The sequence below is a fragment of the Streptomyces hyderabadensis genome (assembly GCF_020404845.1).
GTDB classification, from domain to species: Bacteria; Actinomycetota; Actinomycetes; order Streptomycetales; family Streptomycetaceae; genus Streptomyces; species Streptomyces hyderabadensis.
The window spans coordinates 28,982-54,143 of sequence record NZ_JAIOJZ010000047.1; the positions used below are offsets into that span (position 1 = coordinate 28,982).

The window sequence follows — 25,162 nt, forward strand, 5'->3', positions numbered from 1 at the left end:
TCCGTTGGGCTGCCGGGGCTCCGGTACGAGGCCCCCGTCGCCGCGGGTCCGTGCCCCGCGGCGGCCCGGACGGTACCGCAGCGGGGCGGGCCGTGGGGCACGTGAGTGCCAGTGGCACCGATCGGCCACCCCGGGGCGGCGGGGCCGATAATCGCACCATGGCGAACGAGAAGCTCGGCGAGTCCCTCCGCGTGCTGGGGCTCGACCCCACGGCCTGCCGGGTCTATCTGGCCCTGCTGGAGCTGTCCCCCGCACCGCTGGAGGCGATCGGCGCGGCGACCGGCCTGAGCGGGGCCCGGCTCGGCGCGGCGTACGCCGCCCTGGCGGACACCGGTCTGGCCAGTGCCGCGGCCGGGGACGCGGACGTGGTGGCTCCGGTCCCGCCCGCGGCGGGCCTGGAGGTGCTCGCCCGGCACCGGGCGGCCGAGCTGGAGGAGTCGCGGATCGCGGTCGGGGGCGCGTTCGAGTCGTTCCGGCGCCGGCGGCTCGCCGCCTACAACGACAACCTCGTCGAGGTCGTCACCGGGGAGGCCATCGGCCCGCGGATGCGTCAGGCGTGGGCCAGTGCCCGCGAGCAGATCCGGCAGTTCGAGTCCCCGCCCTACGTCCACCTGCCGGGCGCGCGGGACGACGCGCTCGCGACGCTGGCCCGCGGGGTGACGCAGCGCGTCGTCTACGCGCGCGAGTCGCTGGAGCGGCCCGGCCAGCTGGAGCACGTCGTCGAGCCCTGCGTCGAGGCGGGCGAGCAGGCCAGGGTGCTGCCCTCGGTGCCGGTCAAGCTGCTGATCATCGACGAGGCGTACGCACTGGTGTCGTTGTCGATCAAGGACGTCGACGTGCACAACACCATGCTGGTGGTGCAGCCCTGCGGACTGCTCTCGGCGCTGACGGCCCTGTTCGAGCAGACCTGGCGCGACGCCGTCCCGCTGCACGGTGTCGCGGCCCGCCCCGCCGGGCTCCCGCCGGCCGACCGGCGTCTGCTGCGGCTCCTGGCCGGCGGCGCGACCGACGAGGTCGTCGCCCGCGAGCTGGGCATCAGCCGGCGCACGTTGTTCCGGCGCCTGCAGACCCTCATGGCCCGCCTGGGCGCGGCGAACCGCTTCCAGCTGGCCCTGCAGGCGCAGCGCGCGGGCTGGCTGTGAGCCCGTCCCGGACGCGCCGGGGCCGCCCGCGCGGTCACGCGGGCGGCCAGGGCCGGGCCGGATGTCCCGGCCCGGCCGCCGGGGACCGGGCGGCTCAGAACTGGAGCGACCAGGCGTTGACGTAGCCGGTGTCGTTGACCCAGTTGTCGGTCACCCGGAGCTTCCAGGTGCCGTTCGCGGGGGCGCCGGAGGCGTCGACGGCGACCGTGCCCCGGACGTCGTCCGCGCTGTCGTAGGCGCCGTAGTCCTTCAGCAGGAAGACCTCGCCGTCGGGGGCGACCAGTTCGGCCCTGACGTCGCCGCGGTAGGTGTGGCGGATGTCGACGGTGACGGAGAGGTCGGCCGGGGCGTTGCCGTCGATGCCGGTGACCGTGAGGGGCGACTCGACGGTGGCCCCGTCCCGGATCGGGTAGTCGTCGGTGTTCTCGAACCGCTCGCCGTCGGAGGGCGGCGGGGTGTCACCGCCGGTGCCGGTGAACAGCAGGCGGTTGGGTGACCCGGTGCGGGGGTCGGTGACCTTGCCGGACGTGGCGTCGGCGACCAGTCGCTCGCGGACCTGGGCGGGGGACCAGTCCGGGTGGGCCGACAGCAGCAGGGCGGCGGCACCGGCGACGTGCGGGGAGGCCATCGAGGTGCCGCTGTCGGTGCGGGAGGCGGAGTCACCCGCGTTGGAGGCGGAGACGATGTCGTCGCCGGGGGCGAAGATGTCCAGGCAGGAGCCGTAGTTGGAGCCCTGTCCGTTCGACCAGCCGTCGGCGCGGGCGTCGCGGCTGTCGGTGGCGCCGACGGTGATGGCCGCCGGGGTGGACGAGGGCGAGTACGAGCAGGCGTCGGCGTTGTTGTTGCCGGCCGCGACCACCCAGGTGACGCCCGAGGCGATGGAGGCGTCGACGGCGTCGTTGACGGACTGCGTCCTGCCGCCGCCGATGCTCATGTTGGCCACCGAGGGCCCCTCGGCGTTCCTGGTGACCCAGTCGATGCCCGCGAGGACCGGCGCCCAGGTGTTGCCCGAGGTGCCCTGGCAGTTGAGCACCCGGACGCTGACCAGCCGGACGTCCTTGGCGACGCCGTGGGCGGCGCCGCCGACGGTGCCGGCCACATGGGTGCCGTGGCCCTGGCAGTCGGAGGCGTCGGAGTCGTCGTCGATGAAGTCGTGGCCGCTGACCGCGCGGCCGCCGAAGTCGCGGTGGCTGAGGCGGACTCCGGTGTCGACCACGTAGGCGGTGACGTCCGGGGCACCGCCCGGGTAGGTGTAGGAGCGGTCGACCGGCAGATCGCGCTGGTCGATGCGGTCCAGGCCCCAGGAGGGCGGGTTGGGCTGGGTGCCGACCGCGTAGGCCACGGCGTCGGCCTCCACCCGGGCGACCGACGGGTCGGCGGCGAGTTCCTCGGCCCGCTGCTCCGTCATCTGTACCGCGAAGCCGCGCAGTGCGGTGGTGTAGGTGTAGCGCAGGCTGCCCCCGTGACGCTTGGTCAGCGCCTTGGCCGAGGCGGGTATGTCGGCTCTGGCGACGCTGTCCTTGAGCGTGACGAGGTAGGAGCCCTCGACGGCTCCGGGCCGGCCGGCACCGACGATGCGGGCGCCGTCGTCGGGCGGTACGGGGGCCGCCGCTCCGCTGGTGGCCGCGGCGCCCACGAGCAGGGCGGACGCGGCCCCGGCGGCGAGCAGCCCCCGCAGGGCGCGGACGTCGGACTTCATGAGCTTCATGGGCGTCTCCGTGGGGATGCGGTGGGGATGTGGTGCGAAGGGATGCAGCGCGCAGGGATGCACCGCAGGCATGTGGTGCGCATGACAAGCCAGTGCACGGCCAGCCATGGTTCGAGCCGCCTTCCGCGCCAACCACGCCTCCCGGGGCGCGGATCGGTGCGACGGTGTCTCGTGGAAGGGAACCTAGGCACCGGCCCGGCGCGCGCCTATCCGGGCGCGGCCGGCACGGACACGCAAGTAATTGCGGCGCCGGTACGACGCGCGGAGCCCGGGGCGGAATCGCCCGGGGCCTGTCGGCGGTGGACGGCCGCCGGCGCTGAACATCGCGTGTCGCGGGGCCGTACCACTCGGCAGATCATCACGCATCCACCCCGGAAGGGACCCAGCATGACCAGCGCATCGTTTCATCCCGCAACGGGACCGGCCCGTCGTACCGTCGTGGCGGCGGCCGGAGCGGCGTCCCTCGGCGCCGTGCTGGCCGCCTGCTCAGGCTCGGACGACGACGCGTCCGGCGACACCGGCACCGCTCCCTCCGGCAGCCCCTCCCAGGAGGCGGGCGGCGGTTCGGGCGGCGGCGAGAACGCGGGGGCCGGGGCCGCCCTCGCGGCGACGGCCGACATCCCCGAGGGCGGCGGGAAGGTCTTCCCCGACCAGAAGGTGGTGGTGACCCAGCCCGCGGCGGGCGACTTCAAGGCGTTCTCCGCCACCTGCACCCATCAGGGCTGCGCCGTGAAGAGCGTGGCCGACGGTCTCATCAACTGCCCGTGCCACAACAGCAGTTTCTCGATCACCGACGGCAGCGTGCAGGGCGGTCCGGCGCCCAAGCCGCTGCCCGCCGTGCAGATCACGGTCAGCGGGGACTCGATCCGGCTGGCCGGATGACCGTGGCGCAGCGCCGGGGGCGCAGGATCATGATGACCCCCGGTGAGCTGGAGGCGTTCCTCACCACCCAGCGCACCTGCCGGGTCGCCACCGTCTCGGCGGACGGCGCCCCGCACGTGAGCACGCTCTGGTTCGTCTGGGACGGTGCCTCGATGTGGCTGTACTCGGTCGTGCGCAGCCGGCGCTGGACGGACCTGCGGCGCGATCCGCGGGTGGCGGTCGTCGTCGACACCGGTGAGGAGTACGACGAGTTGCGGGGCGCGGAGCTGTCCGGCCGGGTGGAGTTCGTGGGCGAGGCGCCGCGCACCGGTCAGCTGTGCGCCGAACTCGACTTCCCGGAAACGCTGTTCGCCCGCAAGCACTTCGGCCTCCAGGAGATGCCGCACGACGGCAGGCACGCCTGGCTGCGACTGACACCGGAGAAGACCGTCTCCTGGGACTTCCGCAAACTGACGCCCGGCTGACCCGGCTGACCCCGCTGGCCCGGCGGCACCCGCTCCGGGAGGCGAGCCCGGCGGCGCCGCCGCCGGGTCGCTCACCCGGCCTCGCCCACCTGCCGTGCCGTCGCACGCAGCGCGTCGACCGCCGCCCGGATCGACGGGCGGCGGTCGGCGTCCGCGCGCCAGACCACGTACACGTGCCGGCGCACCCGCTGCTTCAGCGGCACGGTGACCACCGCGGCCGGCATCGGGTGGCGTCCGAGCAGCGGGGCGATGCACACGCCGAGCCCCGCGGCGACCAGCCCGAGCTGGGTGTGGGTCTCGGCGGCGCGGTGGCCGACGATCGGCTCGATGCCCTTCGACCGCAGCGTGAACATCAGCCACTCGTGGCAGAACTCGCCCTCGCCCCACGTGATCCACTCGTCCTCGGCGAACTCGGCGAGGTCCACTTCCTCCCGGCCCGCGAGCCGGTGGCCGACGGGCAGGGCGACGTCGGCGGGGTCGTCCAGGAGCGGGGCCTTGACCAGGCCGTCGGGCAGCGGCATCGGCTTGTTGTACCAGTCGAGCACGACGGCCAGGTCCAGGTCTCCGCGCACCACGCCGTTGATGCCGCGCTCCGGCTCCAGCTCCGAGGAGCGGATGCGCAGCGCCGGGTGCTCGGCGCGCAGGGCGGCCAGCGCGCCGGGGAAGAGTCCGCGGGCGGCCGTCGGGAACGCCGACAGCCGCAGTTCACCGGCCACCTGGCCGCGCTGCGCCTCCAGGTCGGCCTGGGCCAGCTCGACCTGGGAGAGGATGCGGGCCGCGTGCTCGGCGAGCAGCCGCCCGGCGTCCGTGAGGCGCACGCCCCGCCCGTTCTTGGCGAGGAGCCGCTGCCCGGCCTCGCGTTCCAGCTTGGCCATCTGCTGCGAGACGGCCGAGGTGGTGATGTGCAGTCCGGCCGCGGCGCCGCTGACCGATCCGTGCCGGGCGAGGGCGTCGAGGGTCCGCAGGCGCTCCAGGTTCAACATGTAAGCGATACTACGAGGTATTCCGTGCGAAATCTCGATTGTGCTACGAGGTCTGCTGCCCCATCGTTGCCTGCATGAGCAGCAGCGCCGCGTCCCCGTCCACCCCCTCCCCGGCCCGCCGCGTCCTCGACTGGCGGCTCCGCTTCGGGTTCCTCTCCCTCGTCTGGGGTTTCAGTTTCCTCTTCATGAAGGTGGGCACCGAGAGCTTCGCCCCGTTCCAGGTCACGCTCGGACGGCTGGCGTTCGGCACGGCGGTGGTCGCCGCGGCGATGGCGGTGAAGCGGGAGCGGCTCCCGCGCGGGGTGCGGACCTGGGCGCACCTGGCGGTCGCCGGGTTCCTGCTCAACGCGCTGCCGTTCTCGCTGTTCGCCTTCTCGGAGCTGACCATCCCGTCGTCGCTCGCGGGCATCTGCAACGCGACCTCACCGCTGTGGGGCATGGCCCTGTCGCTGGTCGCCCTGTCCGAGGACCGCCCAACGCGGCGCCGGGTGGCCGGTCTCGGCATCGGCTTCCTCGGCGTCCTGACGGTGCTGGGCGTCTGGCAGGGCTTCCACGGCCTCGACGTCACGGGCACGGCGCTGGCCCTGCTGGCCTCGTTCAGCTACCCGGTCGGCTGGATCTACGTCCGCCGCACCCTGGCGGGCTCCAGCCACTCCCACCTGTCGCTGACCGGCGCCCAGCTGGGCCTGGCCACGCTGCAACTGGCGGTCGTGACACCGCTGTTCACCTCGATGCCGACCGGCTTCCCGGTGCTCCCCGTGCTGGCGGTCGCGGCCCTGGGCGTCCTCGGCACCGGGCTCGCCTTCCTGATCCAGTACGACCTGGTCGCCGAGATCGGCCCGACGACCGCGCAGATGGTCACCTACTTCACCCCGGTCATCGCCACCGCCGCGGGCGTCGCGCTGCTCGGCGAGTCGCTGTCCTGGTCGACACCGGTCGGCGCGGCCGTCGTCCTGGCCGGGGCGGCGCTGACCCAGTCCCGCCCCCGGAGCGACCGCGGCGGAAGTGCGCCCGCGGCGGCACCCCAGGCGCCGCCGTCGCGGGCCCGCCGAGCGCGCGAAAGATCGGGGGTCTGAGGAGCCGAGCCGCTCAGACGTAGCTACGGGGCGGTCCCGCACCCGGCCCCGCCGCCGCCGCGACCGCCGCCGCCAGGGGCCCCGCCTCCTCCTCCCCCAGCGTCGACACGGTGATCCGGATGCCGGGCGGCGCGGCCAGCCGGAAGCGGGCCCCGGGGGCCACGGCCCAGCCGGCGTGCAGGAGCCGGGCGACGGCACCGGTCTCGTCCGGCACCGGGATCCACACGTTCAGGCCGCTGCGCCCCTGCCCGGTGACCCCGTGTTCGGCGAGGGCGCCGAGGAGCGCGTCCCGGCGCCGCCCGTACACCCCCGCCACCGCGCGGGCGTCCACCGCGTCGTCGGTCCACAGCCGGGCCACGGCCCGCTGGGTGATGCGGCTGACCCAGCCGGGGCCGAGCCGCTGCCGCCCGCGCACCCGGTCGAGCGTGACGGGGTCCCCGGTGAGCACGGCGAGCCGCAGGTCGGGGCCGCAGGCCTTGGCGGCGGAGCGGACGAAGGCCCAGCTGCGGGTCGTACCGGCGAGGGGGTGCAGCGGGAGGTCGACGATGCCGTGGCCGTGGTCGTCCTCGATGAGCAGCGTCCCGGGGTGCTCGCGCAGGACGGACCGCAGGGCACGCGCGCGTGCCGGGCCCAGCGCGGCACCCGTCGGGTTCTGCGCGCGGTCCGTGACCACCAGGGCGCGGGCGCCGGCCGCGAGGACCCGGCGCACCTCCTCGGGCAGCGGTCCCTGGTCGTCGACCGCGACGGGGAGCGTGCGCAGGCCGAGCGCGGGCACCAGGTCCAGGAGGCTGCCCCAGCCCGGGTCCTCGACGGCGACGGCGTCCCCGGCCTTGAGGTGGGCGGCGAGCACCCGCTCCATCGCGTCCAGCGACCCGGACGTCACCGCCACCGGCCCGTCCGGCACACCGTCGGCGTCCAGTTCGGCCCGGGCGACGCGGGCCAGCTCCGGGTCCACGGGCGCGTCCCCGTACAGCACCGGTTCCCGGTCGCCCTGCGCGGCGGCCGCCGCGAACACCGGGCCCAGCGCGGGCAGCAGCGCCGGGTCCGGGTTCCCGGCGGACACGTCGCGCACCCCCGGGGGGACCTCGACGCGGATGAACTCCCGTCCGGTGGTGGCCGGCTTCGCGCGCACCCGGCTGCCCCGCCGCCCGGCGGTCTCGATGACCCCGCGTTCGCGCAGGGTGCGGTAGGCGGCGGCGACGGTGTTCGGATTCACCCCGAGCCGTTGCGCCAACTCCCGCATCGGCGGCAGTGGTTGCCCCGGCTGCAGCTCTCCCGAGCCCACCGCACGCTCGACACTCGCGGAAATCTCCGCTGCGCCCCGCCCTGTGATCCGATACTCTCCTAGCACAAAGCCAATTATGCACTAGTGCAATGGAGAGCGCCATGCAGGGGACCACGGGGACACCGTCGCAGCCCACCGAGACCTACCCGCCCACCGACCGCACCGTCCCCACCCGCGCCCCGGAGCGGGCGTCCTACGACAAGGAGCTGGTGCACGCGATACTCGACGAGGGTTACGTCTGCCATCTCGGCTTCGTCCGCGACGGCGCCCCGGTGGTCCTGCCGACGCTGTACGGCCGGGTGGGCGAGCGGCTCTACGTGCACGGTTCGACGGGCTCGCGCCCGATGCGGATGACGGGCGCGGCCGACCCGGGGCTGCCGGTCTGCCTGACGGTGACGCACGTGGACGCGCTGGTGCTGGCCCGCTCGGCCTTCCACCACTCGATCAACTACCGGTCGGTGGTGGTGCACGGCACGGCGTACGAGGTGACGGACCCCGAGGAGCGGCGCACGGCCCTGGACGCCCTGGTCGACCACGTGGTCCCGGGCCGCTCCCGCGACTCCCGGCCGGCCAACAAGAAGGAGCTGGCCGCCACCGCCGTGATCCGTCTCGACCTGACCGAGGTCTCCGCCAAGCTCCGCACCGGCGGGGTGAACGACGAGCCGGAGGACCTCGCCCTTGCGCACTGGGCCGGTCTCGTCCCGCTGCGCAAGGGGTACGAGGCTCCGGTCGCCGATCCCGCCCTGGCCCCGGGCACCGCGCTGCCCGACTACCTGTCGGCCGGGTGACACCCGCCGTCGCGGACGGCGCGGGCCCTCGGGAGCCCCGGCGTCAGGCCGGTGCGGGTCGGGTCCGCCCCTCCCGCGCCGCCCGGGTCTCGGCCACCGCGAGCCCCGCGACCGAGCCGAGCATCAGCAGCGTGCCCGCCAGGGTCGCCGCCGTGAGGTGCTCGCCGAGCAGCAGGACGGCGAGCGCCGCGGCGCTGACCGGCTCCAGGAGCATGATCACGGAGACGGTCGCGGACCGGACGACGGCGGCGCCGGCGAAGTAGAGGCCGTAGGCGAGCGCGGTCGGGACGGCGGCGACGTACGCGAGCAGCCACAGCAGCCGGACCGGTTCGGCGGTGTGCGGCACCAGGCCCTCGGCGAGGGCGAGCGGCAGCAGGCACAGGCTGGTGACGGCGAACGCCCCCACGGACGTGCCGGCGCCGTCCGCCCCGCCGGCCCGGCCCCACCAGCGGGTGAGCAGCGTCATCACCGAGTACCCGGCGGCCGACAGCAGCGCGAGGAGCACACCCGGCAGGCGGACGGTCGTACCCCCGCCGCCGAGGACGAGGACCACGAGCCCGGCGAGCGCGCCGGCCACCGCCGCGGCGCCGCCCGCGCCCAGGTGTTCACCGAGCGCGAGGCGCGCGCCGAGGGCGATCAGCACGGGCCCCGCGCCGAGGGTGACGACCGTGGCCACGGCGAGCCCGGTGGACTGCACGGCGGCGAAGTAGGCGGTCTGGAACACCGCGAGCCCGAGACCGGTCACGACGGCCCGCAGCGCCTTGCGGGCGAACGGTTCACGGACGGCCGGGCGCACCCGCCGGCGCAGCGGGCGGGCGGCGAGCAGCAGGACGAGCCCCGCCGCGCAGCGCCAGAACGACAGGGCGACGGGGCCCATGTCGCTGGCACGGTAGACCAGCGAGGCGGCGGCACCGGCGGTGCCCCAGGCGACACCGGCGACGATCAGATAGAGGAGGCCACGCCCGACGGGCAGGCCGGAGACGGCATTCGACACGAGTTCTCTCCGCAGACGCGCACGAGGCGCGGAAGTTCGGAGCGGCCCGGAAGGAACCGGGACGCGGGGACTTCGTCTGCGGGCAGCACCGTCCGGCCCGGCGACGGCGCGCCGGGCTCGTCACAGGGGCCCGCCTCAGGCGGCCGGGGGCGGGAGGACGAGTGCGTCGGAATGCATGATCCGCAGCCTAGGTCGCCGTCCCCCGGCTCGACAACTCCCTTTCGGGCCCGCCCCTGGCCACCGGGTCCGCGGAGCCCTTGGCGGGGGTCGAGGACTGGGCGATGAAGGCGCCGGCCAGCACCACGAAGCCGCCGACGATCTGCGGGGCGGAGAGGTGCTCGCCGAGCAGCACCCAGGCCAGCACGGTCGCGATGACCGCTTCGAGGCAGGCCACGACCCCGGCGACCTGCGGCGACAGCCGGCGCACGGCGACGATGCCGGTGACGTAGGCGAGCACCGTGGCGATGAGCACGATCCAGGCCAGCAGCAGGGCGGCCGCGACGGAGGTGCCGTCCATGGAGGCGGTGCCGCCGAGGACCGACCAGTCCATGGACCAGGGCCGGGCCACGAGGGTGAGCACGGCGGCGCCGACGAGCAGGCCGTAGGCGATGACGCCCAGCGGGTCGGGCGCCTCCTCCCCCGCGTCGCTGCCCTGGTCGGACAGGACGAAGTAGCCGACCTGGCAGCAGGCGGCGCCGAGCGCGAGCAGCAGTCCGAGGGCGTCGAAGCCCAGCCCCGACCAGACCTCGACCACGCAGGCGAGGCCGCCGACCGCCAGGACCACGCCGAGCGCGGCGGCCCGGGTGACCGGCCGCCGCTGCACGAACCGCACCCAGCCGAGGACCAGGGCGGGGGCCAGGTACTCGACGAGCAGCGCGACGCCCACCGGGATGCGGGAGATGGCGGCGAAGTAGCAGGCCTGCACACCGGCCACGGCGAGCAGGCCGTACCCGGCGACCAGCGCGGGCCGGCGGCGCAGCAGCGCGCGGTGCCGGACGGCGAGCGGCAGCATCACCAGGGCCGCGCCGGCCACCCGCAGCCAGACCACGTGGAGCGGATCGAGTCCGGCCTCGATCAGCGGTTTGGCCGCGACTCCGGAGCCGCCGAAGGCGACCGCGGAGGCCAGTGCCAGGCCGAGCCCGGTGCCCTTGCCGCGGTTGCCGCGGGCGCTGTCAGACGTATGCACCGGCACATGATGACAGGGGTCGACATGACCGTCACCCCCAATGACACCTGTCTCACCGACTGGACGGCGGAGGAGCGCCCGTGACGGGAGCGACGGGTGCGGGGCCAGGGTGTCGGCTCGACTTCGTCAGGGGGTCAGCTCGACCCGGTCAGGGTGTCGGCTCGACCCGACCCTCCACGCGGGCGAGCACGGTGTGCGGTTCGACCGCGGCACGGGCCAGCACCTCGACGGCGCGCGTCCGCGGGTCCGCGACCAGCGCGGCGAGCAGGTCCGGGCCCTGGGCCCGGTCGGCCCCGCGCCGGGCCGCCCGGGCGCAGGCGTCCTCCAGGGCCGCCGCGGCCGGCGGGGAGAACCCGGCGGCGCCGGTCACCACGGGCACGGCACCGGAGTCCTCGACGGAGCTCTGCCAGCGCAGGCCGTACCCGATGCTGCGCTGCACCAGGTAGCCGAGGACGCGGGCGATCCGGGGCCCGTCCCCGAGCAGCTCACGGGCCTGCGCGTCGCACTCCAGCAGCGAGTGCAGCAGATGGGCCGTGTCGATCTGCCGGTCCCCGTCGCGCACCGCCCGGCGGCGGGCACCGGAGACCGCCGAGGCCAGTTCGGCGCTGAACCGGTCGTCGAGGTCGGTGCCGTCCGGCCACCGGCCGCCTTGCTCGCCGGCCGACTGCCGGGGGATACGGGGTTGCACATCTCCCAGCTCATCAGTCCCGCGGGGCCCGGTCATCCCCGAGGGGAAGCATTTCGCCGTCCCACACAGAGTGGACCCGGCGGGGCGGAATCTCCTCCTTGCGGATGAGATCAGGCCGTGAGGCCGCCCGGGCGCGCGCCGCCTTGCCGTACGCCCCCCGGGGCAACCGAAAGGCTTCCTCACGGGTCGGACAGGGGCATGAGGAGCAGGTGCTGGCTCGTGGCACTGCCCGCCGTGGACGGCAGGCAGTACGTGTACCGGGTGGACGCCCCCGCGGAGGCGCTGCCCGCCGACCTGTTCTGGGAGGCCTGGCACTGCCACGACGAGAGCACCTTCCCGCGCGCGTGGGACGTCTTCGACGCGGCGGTGATACGGCGGGTCGACTGACCGCTCCCGCACATGCGGGTGCCCCGCGGAGCGGATCCGCGGGGCACCTCTCCGGGCGGCGCCGGCCCTCGCCGGGCCGGCCGCCGTCAGTCCTCGTCGGCGAGGATCAGGTACAGCTTCTTGCGGGCCTCGCCGATGACGGCGAGCGCCTTCTCCCGCTGCTCCTTGCTCCCGGTCTTCCAGACCTGCCCGAAGGCCTCCATCAGCCCGAACCCGGCCTGACGGATGTCGTTGAGGGCCTCCCAGTCGACGCCCCGCGAGGCCTCCTCCCAGGGCGCCTCCGGACCCTCCTCGGCCGCGGTGCGGCCCGCCTCGGTGAGCGCGAAGAGCTTCTTGCCGCCCTCGCTCTCACTGGCGATCAGCCCCTCGTCCTCCAGCAGCTGGAGGGTGGGGTACACCGAGCCGGGGCTGGGCTTCCACGCCCCGCCGCTGCGCTCGGCGATCTCCTGGATCATCTCGTAGCCGTGCATCGGCCGGTCCTTCAGGAGGGCCAGGATCGACGCTCGCACGTCGCCCCGACGTGCCCTTCCCCTGGGCCCGCCGCGTCCTCGGCCGCCCCAGGGGCCCCCGTGACCGAAGCCCGGTCCGAAGGGACCGCCGGGGCCGCCGGGACCACCCGGTCCGAAGGGGCCGAACGCCGCGCGCCGCCCGTCGAAGCCGCCCGGCCCGAAGGGCCCGAACGCGCCGCCCGCTCCGCGGCCGGCTCCGTGTCCACCGTGTCCACGCTCGTATCCGTGGTTACGCATCGCAATCACTCCATTCAGTCGTTGATCTGTCGCGATGCCTCAACGATATATCGGAATGAGTCGCGGGGCAAGCCCCTGCCGACGGACGGAGGCGGCCGCCGTGGACATCGGCGATCCGCTCGGCGGCCGAGAGGTGGGTGCGGTCGTGGGTGACCAGCACCGTGGCGCTCGCCTGCCGGCGGGTGAGACGCGCGGTCAGGTCGATGACCGCGGCCCCGCGTTCGTGGTCGAGGGCACTGGTGGGTTCGTCGACCAGGAGGACGGCGGGTTCGTTCATCTAGGCCCGGGCGAGGGCGAGGCGCTGACGCCGGCCGCCGGAGAGCCGGTGCGGACGCCGCCCCGCCTGACCGGGCAGCAGAGAAGACCCGGGGCCGCCGCCGAAAACGGTCCAGTCGTACGGAATTGGCCTTGGTCCGCCGCTGCGGACGGCCCTAGCGTCGGGGCATGCGCATCCGAATCGTCGACGCCTTCACCGACCGCCCCTTCGCGGGCAACCCCGCCGGAGTCCTGCTCCTCGACGCCTTCCCCGACGACGACCGGCTCCAGCGGATCGCCCTCGAGGTCAACCACTCCGAAACGGCCTTCGCGCACCGGCTGCCCGCGGGCGGCGAGGCCGACTGGGCGCTGCGCTGGTTCACACCGGCCACCGAGGTGGCGATGTGCGGCCACGCGACGCTCGCCACGGCCCACGTCCTGCACACCACCGGCGCCCACGCAGGACCGGTGCGGTTCGCCACCCGCAGCGGCGTCCTGACCTCGACACCCCGCGAGGACGGCTCGATCACCCTGGACTTCCCGACGGCGCCCCTCACCCCGGTCGCGTCCCCGGCGGGTGTCGCCGAGGCCCTGGGCGCCGAGCCCCGCACCGTCCTGGACACCGGGCCGAACATCGGGGACCTGCTGGTGGAGGTCGCCGACGAGAAGACGGTCCGCGCCCTGGCGCCGGACCTCGTGGCACTGGCCTCCCACTCCGAGCGCGGCGTCATCGCCACCGCCCGCGCCGAGGACCCGGCCCGCGGCTACGACTACGTCTCCCGCTGCTTCTTCCCCAACGTCGGCATCGACGAGGACCCGGTCACCGGCAGCGCCCACACGGCGCTGGCGCCCTTCTGGGCCGAGCGCCTCGGCCGTCCCGACCTCACCGGCCTCCAGGCGTCGTCCCGCTCCGGCCGGGTGCGCACCCGACTGCGCGGCGAGCGCACGCTGCTCAGCGGGCACGCGGTGACGGTGATCGACGGCGAGCTGCTGGCCTGACCTCGCGACGGGGCTCGGGCCCGTACGGTCACGCGGTGGGCAGCCAGTCCACCTTCCCGGCGAGCAGCCCGTACCCGACGAAGGCCCCGATGTCGAGCAGTGAGTGCGCCACCACCAGGGGGCCCACGCGGCCCCAGCGGCGGTAGAGGTAGACGAACACGACGCCCATCACCATGTTGCCGACGAACCCGCCGATCCCCTGGTAGAGGTGGTACGACCCGCGCAGCACCGAACTGGCCGCCAGTGAGGCGCCGGCTCCCCAGCCGAGCTGGTCGAGCCGGCGCAGCAGGTAGCCGACGACGATGACCTCCTCCAGGACGGAGTTCTGCACCGCCGAGAGGATCAGGACGGGGTACTTCCACCACACGTCGGGCAGGGCCTCGGGCACCACGGTGAGGTTGAAGCCGAGGCCACGGGCGGCGAGGTAGAAGGCGATGCCGGTGCTGCCGATGACGGCGGCGACGGCGGCGCCGCGGCCGAGGTCCGGCCATGGCCGGGTGCGGTCGAAGCCGAGGGTGCGCAGGCTGCGACCCTCGCGCAGCAGGAAGTGCGCGACGAGGGCGACCGGGACGAGTGCCGTGGTGATCCCGAAGAGCTGCCAGGCCAGATCAAGCCAGGGGCGGCCGGGCGCGGCGGAGGCGTTGAGGGTGGCCGCCTGGTCCTTGAGTCCGCCCGGCCGGGTGACCGAGCCGATGAAGCTGATGAGCGCGGACACCCCGCTCGCACCGAGCGACAGCGCGAGGACGAGCAGCGTCTCGTCACGCAGGATCCGCCGTGAGGGCCGCTCCTCGGTCAAGGGCTGTTCGCCGAGTCGCTTGTGAGGGAACGCATCGTCCACCGGGCCCGCCTCCGCCATGCACACCTGCCTCCAGCTGGGACGTCACAGCTTGCCCGATCAGTATGGGGCGGCGCGCGGCGGGGGCGGGTCGGGCGGGTGGTCAGCTGAGCGGCACCGGCTCCGGCAGGCCCACCGGCCACAGGTGTACGGGCTCTCCCTCGCGCATCAGCTCGACGTAGCGGCGGGTCGTGGCGGCCAGCGCGGCCTCCCGGGACAGTCCCGCCTCCAGCGCCCGGTGGAACGTGGCCGCCTGCCAGGACGCCCCGTTGACCCGGCGTCGGCACCGCTCCTCGATCACGCCGAGGTAGAGGTCGCGGTCGGCGGGCTCCACGCCCCACGCGTCGAGACCGGCCTCGGCGAGCGGCAGCAGCTCGTCGCGCACCAGGACGGCGGCGTCGACCTCGGTGGTGCCGCCGAGTCGGCCGCGCCGGGGCCACTCGAAGCGGGCGTCGATGCCGTGGCGGCACGCGGCCTCGAAGTTGGCGGCGGCGGCCTCGAAGGGCAGCCGGTGCCAGACCGGCCGGGGCTCCTCGGCGAGCGCGCGCACGACCCCGTAGTAGAAGGCGGCGTTGGCGATGACGTCGGTCACGGTGGGTCCGGCGGGCAGGACGCGGTTCTCGACGCGCAGGTGCGGGACGCCGTCGGCGATGTCGTAGACCGGGCGGTTCCAGCGGTAGACGGTGCCGTTGTGCAGGACGAGTTCCGAGAGCGAGGGCACCCCGCCCGCGTCGAGGACGTCGAGGGGGTCCTCGTCGTCGCAGATCGGCAGCAGTGCCGGGAAGTAGCGCCGGTTCTCCTCGAACAGGTCGTACGCGGAGGTCACCCACCGCTCCCCGAACCAGGTGCGCGGCCGCACGCCCTGGGCCTGCAGTTCGGGCGGGCGGGTGTCGGTGGACTGCTGGAACAGCGGGGGCCGCGACTCGCGCCACAGCTCACGGCCGAAGAGGAAGGGCGCGTTGGCGCCGAGGGCGATCTGGGCGGCGGTGACGGCCTGGGCCGCGTTCCACACGTCGGCGAAGCGGTCCGGGGTGACCTGGAGGTGGAGTTGTACGGAGGTGCAGGCGGCCTCGGGGGCGATCGACTTGGAGGTGCAGGTCAGGCGCTCGACGCCGTCGATGTCGAGGGTGAAGTCCTCGCCGCGGGCGGCCACGATCTGTTCGTTGAGCAAGGCATAGCGGTCGACGGCGGAGAGATTGGACGAGACCAGGTCGTCCCGGTCCAGCGTCGGCAGAATACCGATCATCGCGATTCCCGCGTCCACCTCGCCCGCCTTGCGGTCCGCATATGCCAGGGACGTGCGGATCTCCTCGGCGAGCCGGTCGAATACCCGGCCGCCCAGGCGGTGCGGAGCTATGTTGACTTCCAGGTTGAACATGGCGAGTTCTGTCTGGAAGTCCCGGCTCGCGATGCGCTCCAGGACTTGCGCATTCAACATTTTGGGCATCCCGTCCGCACCGACGAGATTCAATTCGATCTCCAGCCCCATCAGGTTCTTCGGGCGGTCGAACCGCTTCTCCGCCAGAAGTCGCTCCAGGCCCGTCAGGCACCGCTGGAGCTTCTCGCGGTAGCGCTGGCGATCGGACAGGTCGAACCGACCTGCCTCGACCTTCTCCCCCATGGAAGAGTCCCTTCTCGGAGCGATGAGTGGAAGATCCGGCCGCCCGTGCCCGGTGTCCCGTGGCCGCTGGCCGGTCAGGTGGGATGATGCCCAGCCGAAGCGATCGATAACGTCCCCGCGCCGGCCCGGCAGCCGCTACGCTGTGCCGGTGTGATCGGTGGCACATTCACCGGGCATGGCACGTCGAGCAGTTTCCCGGGCCGACAACTCGTGAAAAATGCCGACGACAATTGGCCGACCGCTCGGCGAACATTCCCCGAGGTCATCGCGGTGCACCCGCTCCGAAATCCGGAGGATTCCCGCATATCGGCGGCCGAATTCAACCTTGTACGGGTTGCCGGAATCGGCTAGCGGAAACACAGTCTGAACACATGTCGTATAAACTCCGCGGACAAGGCAGCGGATCGGCGCCCACCGTCGAAGGATCCCGCCGTCGAGCTGACGCGCGGCAGTCCTCTCCCGCAGCTCGGTTCCCGGCCCCGGCCCCTGCCTTCCCCGCCCTGTGAGCCGACAGCGTCGTCCGCCCAGCTCCGCCCTCGCGCCACCGTGCCTTCGAATGAGAGGCGACCCACCATGCCCCTGCGTGCCCCCCAGGCCCCCGCGCCCGCCCTGCGCTCCGTCCTCACCGCCCTCTCCTCGCCCACCGCGGTCCGCGAGGCCCGGACTCCCGCGCTGCTCGGCGCCCAGGGACCCGCCACACCCGAACTGCCGCTTCCCGTGCACGTGCTCGACCGGATCACGGCGGAGGGCGTGACGGCGACGCGGCTGGCCGGGTGGCGGTTCCACATCAGGTGCGGCGAGCGGTCGGTGGCGGCGGCGGAGACGATGCTGACCCCCGACGGCTGGGCCTTCTCGCACTTCTTCGAGGGCCCTTACGTCGCCTCGACCGAGCGCGCGCTGCGGCAGGCCGAGTCGGTGGCCCAGCCCTACCAGCCGCGGCTGCTGTCGGTTCCCGAGCTGTACATGCTCACCCTGTGGCTGCACGGCGACTGCTCCGCGGACGCCACCTCCGGGCACCTCGCGGCCGCCGACCTGCTGGTGCCGCTGGCGCCGGCCCCGCCCGGCATCGCGGCGCACCGGCCGCACCGGGTGGCCGAACTGCTGCCGGTCCTCACGGACCGGATGACACGGACGCGGTTGCTGGGTTCTCCCGCCTGACCTGCCCCGACGCTCTGCCGCCCCGCACCCACCCGCGCGGACTAGCCCCTTTCGGCCATGCCGAACCATCCGAAGTGACAGTGCAGTTGAGCTGAACCGTCCGCGCGGGTGACGCGTCATCAACCTGTGAGAAGCGGTGCTGCGAAATACCTGCGGATCGACGCCCGTGGGGCAACACTGGGTTCCGAACGACTCACACAACGGGGGGCGGCCATGAACGAGGCTTCACGCCGCGGGACAGACAAGACCACGAACTCACCCATCACCACAGACCGAGAGACCCCACTCATGTGTCAGCACCAGCCACCGTGCCCCTCAGCCGTCTCCGCCGACCGGGAGTCCGCCCGTCTCGTGGCGCACCACCCGGAGCAGGGCTGGAGCCTGCTGTGCAACGGTGTCGTCCTCTTCGAGGACACCGGTGAGCTACTGCCGGACGGTCAGGCCATCGCCCCGCACCGCCCGGTCGGCGCGGGTCTGACGACCGCCGCCTGACAACCCGCCGGGCGCTGCCATCGCGCCCGGCGCACCAAGGGGCCGGCCCGCAGCCACGACTGCGCACCGGCCCTCACGCACGTCCGGGCTCACCGACGCGAGCCGGGCACCACGGCGTGGACGACCCGCGGTGTCTTCACGTCGGCGGTCCCGGTCCGCCTGCGAGGCCCGGAGCGGCGGGCGCCGCACCGTCGGCCGGCCCCGCGTCCACCGTCCTGCTCGCGCGGCCTATCGTGACCGGCATGCAGTCCTACACGATCGGCCAGGCGGCGCGGCTGCTCGGCGTCAGCCCGGACACCGCCCGCCGCTGGGCCGACGCGGGCCGGATCGCCACCCGCCGCGACGAGGCCGGACGGCGCGTCGTCGACGGGCGCGACCTGGCCGCGTTCTCGGTCGAACTCGCCCGCTCGGACGGCACCGACGAGGAGACGCCGTACACCTCGGTCCGCAACGCGTTTCCCGGGATCGTGACCGCGATCAAGCTCGGGGACGTCGCCGCCCAGGTCGAGATCCAGGCCGGCCCGCACCGGCTCGTCTCCCTGCTGACCAGGGAGGCGGTGGAGGAACTCGGCCTGGAGGTCGGCATGGAGGCCACGGCCCGGGTGAAGTCGACGAATGTCCATGTCGACAGGGCCTGAGCGGCCGACCGGCGGCCGTACGACCGCACCGCTCCCACCACTCCACCCGCACCGCCGCGACCGTGCGAACGCACATGCCAGCCTTTTCTCACCTGCGGCTTGCTCATGCGATGCGACAGGAGACATACCCCTCGCACATGCGGAAGTATGATCGGCGCAATGGGGGGCACCGTTCGCTCGGCCGCCGAGCCGTCGGCCCCTGCCCAGAACGCCGAGGGAGTGGCCCGTGATGACCCGTTCCGTGCACAGGACCCACCGCATCCGCCGTACCGCGCGGGTGGCCGGCGCGGGGGCCGCCGCGCTGCTGGCCCTGAGCGCGTGCTCGTCGTCCTCGGACACGGATGCGGACGCGGACTCCGCGGGCGCCCCGTCGTCCTCCGCGAAGCTCTCCGGCCAGGTCACCGTCTTCGCCGCCGCCTCGCTCAAGGAGAGCTTCACGACGCTCGGCGAGACCTTCGAGAAGCAGCACCCGGGCACCGAGGTCACCTTCAACTTCGCCGGCAGTGACACCCTCGCCGCCAGCATCACCGGCGGCGCCCCGGCGGACGTGTTCGCCTCGGCCAGCCCCAAGACGATGGCCACCGTCACCGACGCCGGAGCCGCGGCCGGCACCCCCGTCACCTTCGTGCGCAACCAGCTGGAGATCGCCACCCTGCCCGGCAACCCCGGTCACGTCTCCTCCCTGAAGGACCTCACCGACTCCGGCCTCAAGGTCGTGCTGTGCGACAAGACCGTGCCGTGCGGGGCCGCGGCCCAGAAGGCCCTGGACGCCAGCGGTCTCGAACTCACCCCGGTCTCCTACGAGCAGGACGTCAAGGCCGCCCTCACCAAGGTCGAACTGAAGGAGGCGGACGCCGCGGTCGTCTACAAGACCGATGTGAAGGCGGCCGGCGACAAGGTGTCGGGCGTCGACTTCCCGGAGTCGGCCGAGGCGGTCAACGACTACCCGATCACCCTCCTCAAGGACGCCCCCAACACCGACGCGGCCAAGGCGTTCATCGAGCTGGTGCGGTCCGCCGAGGGGCAGCGGGTGCTCACCGGGGCCGGGTTCCGCACGCCGTGACCGAGCCCGCCGCGAAGACGCCCGCACCGGCCGGAGCCGACCCGGTGACCGCCGGGCCGCGCCGTGCCCGCCGCCGGGGGCGCACGGTGCCGGTGCCCCTGCTGGTGCCCGCCCTGGTCGGCCTGGCGTTCCTGCTGCTGCCCCTGCTCGCACTGGTGATACGCGCGCCGTGGAGCGGCCTGCCGGAGCAGCTGTCCAGCCCCGAGGTGTGGCAGGCGCTGCGGCTGTCGCTGCTGTGCGCGACCTCGGCGACCGCGCTGAGCCTGCTCGTCGGCGTGCCCCTGGCCTGGCTGCTGGCCCGTACCGACTTCCCCGGCCGGGGGCTCGTCCGCGCGCTGGTGACGCTGCCGCTGGTGCTGCCGCCGGTGGTGGGCGGCGTCGCGCTCCTGCTGGCGTTCGGGCGCAACGGCGTCGTCGGGCAGTGGCTGGAGTCCTGGTTCGGGATCACCCTGCCGTTCACGACGACGGGTGTCGTCCTCGCGGAGACGTTCGTGGCGATGCCGTTCCTGGTCGTCAGCGTGGAGGGCACCCTGCGCGCCGCCGACCCGCGCTACGAGGAGGCCGCCACCACCCTGGGCGCCTCCCGCTTCACCGCGTTCCGCCGGGTGACGCTCCCGCTGATCGCACCGGGCATCGCGGCGGGCGCCGTACTGGCCTGGGCGCGGGCGCTGGGCGAGTTCGGGGCGACGATCACGTTCGCGGGCAACTTCCCCGGGCGGACCCAGACCATGCCGCTGGCCGTCTACCTCGCCCTGCAGAACGATCCGGCGGCGGCGATCGCCCTGAGCCTGGTGCTGCTGGCCGTCTCCGTCGCCGTCCTGGCGGGTCTGCGGGACCGCTGGATGAGCGCGTCATGACCGAATCCGCCGAACGGAACGCCGCCATGGACTCCCCCGGCCCCGACCAAGACGGCCACCTGCCGGCCGACGGCCTCGACGCCCGCCTGGTCGTGGACCGCGGCTCCTTCCGCCTGGACGTCGCGCTCACCGCCGCGCCCGGCGAGGTCGTGGCGCTGCTCGGGCCCAACGGCGCGGGCAAGACCACCGCCCTGCGCGCGCTCGCCGGCCTGGTCCCCCTCAGCGACGGTCACCTGCGTCTGGACGGCGCCGCGCTGGAGCGCACGCCGCCGGAGTCCCGCCCGGTCGGCGTCGTCTTCCAGGACTATCTGCTCTTCCCGCACCTGACCGCCCTCGACAACGTGGCGTTCGGGCCCCGCTGCCGGGGCGCGGGCAGGGCGCAGGCACGGGCGCAGGCCGCGGCGTGGCTGGACCGCATGGGACTGGCCGACCACGCGGGTGCCAAGCCCCGCCGCCTCTCCGGTGGCCAGGCCCAGCGTGTCGCCCTGGCCCGCGCGCTGGCCACCCACCCGCGGCTGCTGCTCCTGGACGAGCCCCTCGCGGCCCTGGACGCCCGGACCCGGCTGGAGGTGCGGGCCCAGCTCCGCCGCCATCTCGCCGAGTTCGAGGCCGTCGCCGTACTGGTCACGCACGACCCGCTGGACGCCATGGTGCTGGCCGACCGGCTGGTCGTGGTCGAGGACGGCGCGGTCGTCCAGGAGGGCGGGCCCGCCGACATCGCCCGCCGGCCCCGCACGGACTACATCGCCCAGCTGGTCGGCCTGAACCTCTACCGGGGCCGGGCGGAGGGCCACACCGTGCGCCTCGACACGGGCCCCGCCGTCACCACCACGGAGGATCTCGCGGGCCCGGCCTTCGTCGCCTTCCCGCCGAGCGCCGTGACTCTGTACGACGCGCGTCCCGCCGGCTCCAGCGCCCGCAACCTGTGGCGCTGCGAGGTGGCGGGCCTGGAGAGTCACGGCGACCAGATCCGGGTGGACCTCACCGGCGAACTCCCACTCGTCGCCGACCTCACCACGGTCGCCGCGGCCGAGCTGGGCCTCCACCCCGGCGCACCGGTGTGGGCGACGGTCAAGGCGACGCAGACCCACGCATACCCGGCATAGCGGTTCCGCCGGGCTACGGTGCCCCCATGAGCCTGAGCATCCGCAACCAGCTCCCCGGCACCGTCACCGCCGTCACCACGGGCGAGGCCATGGCGACGGTCAGGGTCCGCCTGTCCGGGGGCCAGGACCTCACCGCGGCCATCACCCGGGAGGCCGCCGACGATCTCGGTCTGAGCCCCGGAACGGCCGTCCGCGGCCTGGTGAAGTCGACGGAGATCTCCCTCGCCACCGGCAGGGCCGACGGCCTCTCGATCCGCAACCGGCTGCCCGGCACGGTCACCCGGCTCGTGCTCGGCGACGTCATGGCGGTCGCGCACATCGCCGTGTCGGACGCCCAGCTCACCGCCGTGATCACCAAGGAAGCGGCCGAGGAGCTGGGCCTCTTCGTGGGTTCGGACGTCATCGCCCTCGTCAAGTCCACCGAGGTCGCGCTCGCCACGCCATAGCCGGCCCGCCAACGGCGAAGCCCCGCCCCCGGGGAGCGGGCGGGGCTTCGGCACGGACCGCTCAGTCCTCGTACGCGTCCAGCGGCGGGCAGGAGCAGACCAGGTTCCGGTCGCCGTAGGCCTGGTCGATGCGGCGCACCGGCGGCCAGTACTTGTCGGCGGCAAAGACTCCGGCCGGGAAGACGGCCTCCTCGCGGGTGTACGCGTGGTCCCACTCGCCGCCGAGCGTGCCCGCGGTGTGCGGGGCGCCGCGCAGCGGGTTGTCGTCGGCGGGCCAGGCGCCGGAGCCGACCTTCTCGATCTCCGCGCGGATGGCGATCATCGCCTCGCAGAACCGGTCCAGCTCGGCCAGGTCCTCGGACTCGGTCGGCTCGATCATCAGCGTGCCGGCCACCGGGAAGGACATCGTCGGCGCGTGGAAGCCGTAGTCGATCAGCCGCTTGGCGACGTCGTCGACGCTCACGCCGGTCGCCTTGGTCAGCGGGCGCAGGTCGATGATGCACTCGTGCGCGACCAGCCCGCCGGGGCCGGTGTACAGCACCGGGAAGTGCGGCTCCAGGCGCTTGGCGATGTAGTTGGCGGACAGCACGGCCACCTGGGTGGCGCGCTTGAGTCCCTCGCCGCCCATCAGGCGGACGTACGACCAGGAGATCGGCAGGATGCCGGCCGAGCCCCAGGGCGCCGCCGAGATCGGGCCGACACCGGTCTGCGGACCGGCCGCGGGCTGCAGCGGGTGGTTGGGCAGGTACGGCGCCAGGTGGGACCGTACGCCCACGGGCCCGACGCCGGGGCCGCCGCCGCCGTGCGGGATGCAGAAGGTCTTGTGCAGGTTCAGGTGGGAGACGTCGCCGCCGAAGTGGCCGGGCTTGGCGAGGCCGACCAGGGCGTTGAGGTTGGCGCCGTCCACGTAGACCTGGCCGCCCGCGTCGTGCACCTGGGCGCAGATGTCGGCGACGTGCTCCTCGAACACGCCGTGCGTGGACGGGTAGGTGATCATGAGCACGGCCAGCTCGTCGCGGTGCTTCTCGATCTTGGCGCGCAGGTCCTCGACGTCGATCTCGCCGTCCTCGGCGGTCTTGACGACGACGACCTTCATGCCGGCCATCACGGCGCTGGCGGCGTTGGTGCCGTGCGCGGAGGACGGGATGAGGCAGACGGTGCGCTGGTCGTCGCCGTTGGCCCGGTGGTAGCCGCGTACCGCGAGCAGGCCGGCGAACTCGCCCTGGGAGCCGGCGTTGGGCTGCAGCGAGACCTTGTCGTACCCGGTGACCTCGGCGAGCCGCTCCTCCAGCTCGCGGATGAGGGTCAGGTAGCCCTGCGCCTGCTCGGCGGGCGCGAAGGGGTGCAGCGCGCCGAACTCGGGCCAGGTGACCGGCTCCATCTCGGTGGTCGCGTTGAGCTTCATGGTGCAGGAGCCCAGCGGGATCATGCCGCGGTCCAGCGCGTAGTCCCGGTCGGCGAGGCGGCGCAGGTAGCGCAGCATCGCGGTCTCGGAGCGGTGCTGGTGGAAGACGGGGTGGGTCAGGAAGTCGTCGGTGCGCAGCAGTGCCTCGGGCAGCGTGTCCCCGGCCTCCGCGTCCAGCGCCTCGACGTCGCCCTCGACGCCGAACGCGTTCCACACGCCGCCCACCTGGGCCCGCGTGGTGGTCTCGTCGCAGGCGAACGACACGTGGTCGGCGTCGACGAGCCGCAGGTTGATGCCGTTCTCGCGGGCGGCGTGCACGATCGCGTCGGCCCGGCCGGGCACCCGCGCGGTGACGGTGTCGAAGTAGGCGCCGTGGACGATCTCGACGCCGCCCGCGGCGAGACCGGCGGCGGTGATCGCGGCGTACCGGTGGGTGCGGCGGGCGATGGCCCGCAGGCCCTCGGGACCGTGGTAGACGGCGTACATGCCGGCCATGACGGCGAGCAGCACCTGCGCGGTGCAGATGTTGCTGGTGGCCTTCTCGCGGCGGATGTGCTGCTCGCGGGTCTGCAGGGCGAGGCGGTAGGCCTTGTTGCCGTCGGCGTCCACGGAGACGCCGACCAGGCGGCCGGGCAGGCTGCGGGCGAACTTCTCGTGCACCGCCATGTAGCCCGCGTGCGGTCCGCCGAAGCCCATCGGCACGCCGAAGCGCTGGGTGGTGCCCACCGCGATGTCCGCGCCCAGCTCGCCGGGCGAGGTGAGCAGCGTGAGGGCGAGCAGGTCGGCGGCGACGGTGACGAGCGCGCCCAGCTCGTGCGCCCGGTCGATCACCGGCTTGATGTCACGGACGGCCCCGGAGGCGCCCGGGTACTGGATGAGGACGCCGTTGATCTCCCGCTCGGCGATCTCGGCCGGGATGCCCTCGCTCAGGTCGGCGACGACGACCTCGACGCCGGTCGGCTCGGCCCGGGTCTGTATCACGGCGACGGTCTGCGGCAGCGCGTCCGCGTCGACGAGGAACAGGCCCTTCTTGTTCTTGCCCATGCGCCGCGAGAGGGCCATCGCCTCGGCGGCCGCGGTGCCCTCGTCCAGCAGCGAGGCGCCGGAGGTCGGCAGGCCGGTCAGCTCGGCCACCATGGTCTGGAAGTTCAGCAGGGCCTCCAGGCGGCCCTGGGAGATCTCCGGCTGGTACGGCGTGTACGCGGTGTACCAGGACGGGTTCTCCATGACGTTGCGCAGGATGACCGGCGGGGTGAAGGTGCCGTAGTAGCCCAGCCCGATCATGGAGTCGAGGACCTGGTTGCGATCGGCCAGGGAACGCAGCTCGGCGAGCACCTCGGCCTCGGAGCGCGCGCCCGGCAGGTCGAGCGCGTCGGCGTTCTTGATCACATCCGGCACCGCGGCGGCCGTCAGTTCGTCGAGCGAACCGTAACCGACCTGCGCGAGCATCTTGGCCCTGGCCTCGTGGTCGGGGCCGATGTGGCGCTGCTCGAAGGGCATGGCCCGTTCGAGTTCGGAGAGCGGAGTGCGGTGGGCGGTCATTGCGGAGGCCTCCTGGTCTGACGACCTTCGAGGGGCACCACGGCGCGGGTACCCGGACGGCCTCCCCCTCTGTCATCTCGACCTGAGAGCTTCACCGGGCGAGCCCTGGGGCTCTCCCGGCTTTCACCGTCGGTGAGAGCGGAAGCCGTCGACACCCGCCCTGCTTTCCAGAGTGACCTCGTCCGTGCGGTACGTGAGCCTGAGAGATTCCGGGGAGGATTTGCTCCTTCGGCGCCTCCGGTGGTGTCCGGAGGACTCTCCCGCACGGGGTCAGCAGCCGTTTGCCAGCGTACCAGCGAGGCCGCCGCACGGACTTCGAGTGGCCGACCGGCCACTTGTGCTCTTTTGTAGTACTTACGGATGATTAGGCGGCTGGTGTGCGACCCCAGCGCGGCCCAGTGGTGCGATCAAGTGGA

At 73.7% G+C, this 25,162-nt stretch carries 24 protein-coding genes, 1 pseudogene and 1 riboswitch; of the genes and pseudogenes, 14 read left to right on the top strand and 11 right to left on the bottom strand.

The window, feature by feature from the left end:
- The first annotated feature begins 158 nt into the window (after positions 1-158).
- Positions 159-1,142 (top strand): helix-turn-helix transcriptional regulator, encoded by a 984-nt coding sequence (locus K7854_RS28790; RefSeq protein WP_226029482.1) that lies wholly within the window; start codon positions 159-161, stop codon positions 1,140-1,142.
- 94 nt (positions 1,143-1,236) lie between these two features.
- On the opposite strand, the gene K7854_RS28795 is transcribed toward K7854_RS28790, so the two are convergent.
- On the bottom strand, positions 1,237-2,850 hold the full coding sequence (locus K7854_RS28795) for a S8 family peptidase (protein WP_226029483.1): 1,614 nt from the start codon (positions 2,848-2,850) through the stop codon (positions 1,237-1,239).
- 387 nt (positions 2,851-3,237) lie between these two features.
- Between K7854_RS28795 and K7854_RS28800 the strand changes: the two genes are divergently transcribed.
- Positions 3,238-3,732 (top strand): Rieske (2Fe-2S) protein, encoded by a 495-nt coding sequence (locus tag K7854_RS28800; RefSeq protein WP_226029484.1) that lies wholly within the window; start codon positions 3,238-3,240, stop codon positions 3,730-3,732.
- Complete coding sequence (locus tag K7854_RS28805) at positions 3,729-4,196, top strand: pyridoxamine 5'-phosphate oxidase family protein (protein ID WP_226029485.1); 468 nt, start codon at positions 3,729-3,731, stop codon at positions 4,194-4,196. The genes K7854_RS28800 and K7854_RS28805 overlap by 4 nt, the downstream gene beginning before the upstream one ends.
- Positions 4,197-4,267: 71 nt before the next feature.
- On the opposite strand, the gene K7854_RS28810 is transcribed toward K7854_RS28805, so the two are convergent.
- The gene (locus K7854_RS28810) at positions 4,268-5,179 is read right to left on the bottom strand and encodes a LysR family transcriptional regulator (protein ID WP_226029486.1); all 912 of its coding nucleotides are present in this window, start codon (positions 5,177-5,179) and stop codon (positions 4,268-4,270) included.
- Positions 5,180-5,253: 74 nt separating this feature from the next.
- On the opposite strand from K7854_RS28810, the gene K7854_RS28815 reads away from it, so the two are divergent.
- Positions 5,254-6,255 (top strand): DMT family transporter, encoded by a 1,002-nt coding sequence (locus K7854_RS28815; RefSeq protein ID WP_226029487.1) that lies wholly within the window; start codon positions 5,254-5,256, stop codon positions 6,253-6,255.
- A 13-nt stretch (positions 6,256-6,268) separates the two neighbouring features.
- Here the strand turns inward: K7854_RS28815 and K7854_RS28820 are convergent, their stop codons facing one another.
- Positions 6,269-7,606: an aminotransferase class I/II-fold pyridoxal phosphate-dependent enzyme gene (locus K7854_RS28820; protein WP_226029488.1), complete on the bottom strand. Its 1,338-nt coding sequence runs from the start codon at positions 7,604-7,606 to the stop codon at positions 6,269-6,271.
- A 35-nt stretch (positions 7,607-7,641) separates the two neighbouring features.
- On the opposite strand from K7854_RS28820, the gene K7854_RS28825 reads away from it, so the two are divergent.
- A complete protein-coding gene (locus K7854_RS28825; RefSeq protein ID WP_226029489.1) occupies positions 7,642-8,328 on the top strand; it encodes a pyridoxamine 5'-phosphate oxidase family protein in 687 nt (228 codons plus the stop codon).
- A 43-nt stretch (positions 8,329-8,371) separates the two neighbouring features.
- On the opposite strand, the gene K7854_RS28830 is transcribed toward K7854_RS28825, so the two are convergent.
- The 3 genes from K7854_RS28830 to K7854_RS28840 all read right to left on the bottom strand — a co-directional run bounded on the left by K7854_RS28830 (position 8,372) and on the right by K7854_RS28840 (position 11,196).
- Positions 8,372-9,322: a DMT family transporter gene (locus K7854_RS28830; protein ID WP_226029490.1), complete on the bottom strand. Its 951-nt coding sequence runs from the start codon at positions 9,320-9,322 to the stop codon at positions 8,372-8,374.
- Positions 9,323-9,509: 187 nt separating this feature from the next.
- Positions 9,510-10,514: an EamA family transporter gene (locus tag K7854_RS28835; RefSeq protein ID WP_226029491.1), complete on the bottom strand. Its 1,005-nt coding sequence runs from the start codon at positions 10,512-10,514 to the stop codon at positions 9,510-9,512.
- Positions 10,515-10,656: 142 nt separating this feature from the next.
- The gene (locus K7854_RS28840; RefSeq protein ID WP_226029492.1) at positions 10,657-11,196 is read right to left on the bottom strand and encodes a Clp protease N-terminal domain-containing protein; all 540 of its coding nucleotides are present in this window, start codon (positions 11,194-11,196) and stop codon (positions 10,657-10,659) included.
- A 219-nt stretch (positions 11,197-11,415) separates the two neighbouring features.
- Between K7854_RS28840 and K7854_RS28845 the strand changes: the two genes are divergently transcribed.
- Positions 11,416-11,583 carry a hypothetical protein gene (locus K7854_RS28845; RefSeq protein WP_226029493.1) on the top strand — a complete coding sequence of 56 codons (168 nt, stop codon included), beginning with the start codon at positions 11,416-11,418 and terminating at the stop codon, positions 11,581-11,583.
- An 86-nt stretch (positions 11,584-11,669) separates the two neighbouring features.
- Here K7854_RS28845 and K7854_RS28850 read toward each other — a convergent pair whose 3' ends face one another.
- Positions 11,670-12,329 carry a PadR family transcriptional regulator gene (locus K7854_RS28850; protein ID WP_226029494.1) on the bottom strand — a complete coding sequence of 220 codons (660 nt, stop codon included), beginning with the start codon at positions 12,327-12,329 and terminating at the stop codon, positions 11,670-11,672.
- Positions 12,322-12,684, bottom strand: a pseudogene (locus K7854_RS28855) (ATP-binding cassette domain-containing protein); the annotation flags it as partial. The pseudogene K7854_RS28855 and the gene K7854_RS28850, both read right to left, overlap by 8 nt.
- Positions 12,685-12,773: 89 nt before the next feature.
- Between K7854_RS28855 and K7854_RS28860 the strand changes: the two are divergent.
- Complete coding sequence (locus tag K7854_RS28860) at positions 12,774-13,583, top strand: PhzF family phenazine biosynthesis protein (RefSeq protein WP_226029495.1); 810 nt, start codon at positions 12,774-12,776, stop codon at positions 13,581-13,583.
- 28 nt (positions 13,584-13,611) lie between these two features.
- Here the strand turns inward: K7854_RS28860 and K7854_RS28865 are convergent, their stop codons facing one another.
- Positions 13,612-14,439, bottom strand: a complete 828-nt coding sequence (locus tag K7854_RS28865) for a CPBP family intramembrane glutamic endopeptidase (protein WP_226029496.1) — start codon at positions 14,437-14,439, stop codon at positions 13,612-13,614.
- Between the two features lie 82 nt (positions 14,440-14,521).
- Positions 14,522-16,039 (bottom strand): glutamate-cysteine ligase family protein, encoded by a 1,518-nt coding sequence (locus K7854_RS28870; protein WP_226029497.1) that lies wholly within the window; start codon positions 16,037-16,039, stop codon positions 14,522-14,524.
- 573 nt (positions 16,040-16,612) lie between these two features.
- Here K7854_RS28870 and K7854_RS28875 point away from each other — a divergent pair.
- The 7 genes from K7854_RS28875 (at position 16,613) to K7854_RS28905 (ending at position 21,799) form a co-directional block, all read left to right on the top strand.
- Complete coding sequence (locus tag K7854_RS28875; RefSeq protein ID WP_226029498.1) at positions 16,613-17,197, top strand: hypothetical protein; 585 nt, start codon at positions 16,613-16,615, stop codon at positions 17,195-17,197.
- A 288-nt stretch (positions 17,198-17,485) separates the two neighbouring features.
- Positions 17,486-17,689 carry a DUF5999 family protein gene (locus tag K7854_RS28880; RefSeq protein WP_030189388.1) on the top strand — a complete coding sequence of 68 codons (204 nt, stop codon included), beginning with the start codon at positions 17,486-17,488 and terminating at the stop codon, positions 17,687-17,689.
- Positions 17,690-17,931: 242 nt separating this feature from the next.
- Positions 17,932-18,327 carry a TOBE domain-containing protein gene (locus tag K7854_RS28885; protein WP_226029499.1) on the top strand — a complete coding sequence of 132 codons (396 nt, stop codon included), beginning with the start codon at positions 17,932-17,934 and terminating at the stop codon, positions 18,325-18,327.
- A 229-nt stretch (positions 18,328-18,556) separates the two neighbouring features.
- Positions 18,557-19,390: a molybdate ABC transporter substrate-binding protein gene (modA, locus tag K7854_RS28890; RefSeq protein ID WP_226029500.1), complete on the top strand. Its 834-nt coding sequence runs from the start codon at positions 18,557-18,559 to the stop codon at positions 19,388-19,390.
- Positions 19,387-20,247: an ABC transporter permease gene (locus tag K7854_RS28895; RefSeq protein ID WP_372481086.1), complete on the top strand. Its 861-nt coding sequence runs from the start codon at positions 19,387-19,389 to the stop codon at positions 20,245-20,247. Before modA ends, K7854_RS28895 begins: the two co-directional genes overlap by 4 nt.
- Positions 20,248-20,273: 26 nt before the next feature.
- Positions 20,274-21,353: an ABC transporter ATP-binding protein gene (locus K7854_RS28900; protein ID WP_226029512.1), complete on the top strand. Its 1,080-nt coding sequence runs from the start codon at positions 20,274-20,276 to the stop codon at positions 21,351-21,353.
- A 26-nt stretch (positions 21,354-21,379) separates the two neighbouring features.
- Complete coding sequence (locus K7854_RS28905) at positions 21,380-21,799, top strand: TOBE domain-containing protein (protein WP_226029501.1); 420 nt, start codon at positions 21,380-21,382, stop codon at positions 21,797-21,799.
- A 61-nt stretch (positions 21,800-21,860) separates the two neighbouring features.
- Here K7854_RS28905 and gcvP read toward each other — a convergent pair whose 3' ends face one another.
- Positions 21,861-24,746, bottom strand: coding sequence for an aminomethyl-transferring glycine dehydrogenase (gcvP, locus tag K7854_RS28910; protein WP_226029502.1), 2,886 nt, complete (start codon positions 24,744-24,746; stop codon positions 21,861-21,863).
- A 177-nt stretch (positions 24,747-24,923) separates the two neighbouring features.
- Positions 24,924-25,019: riboswitch (glycine riboswitch) on the bottom strand.
- Positions 25,020-25,162: the final 143 nt, after the last annotated feature.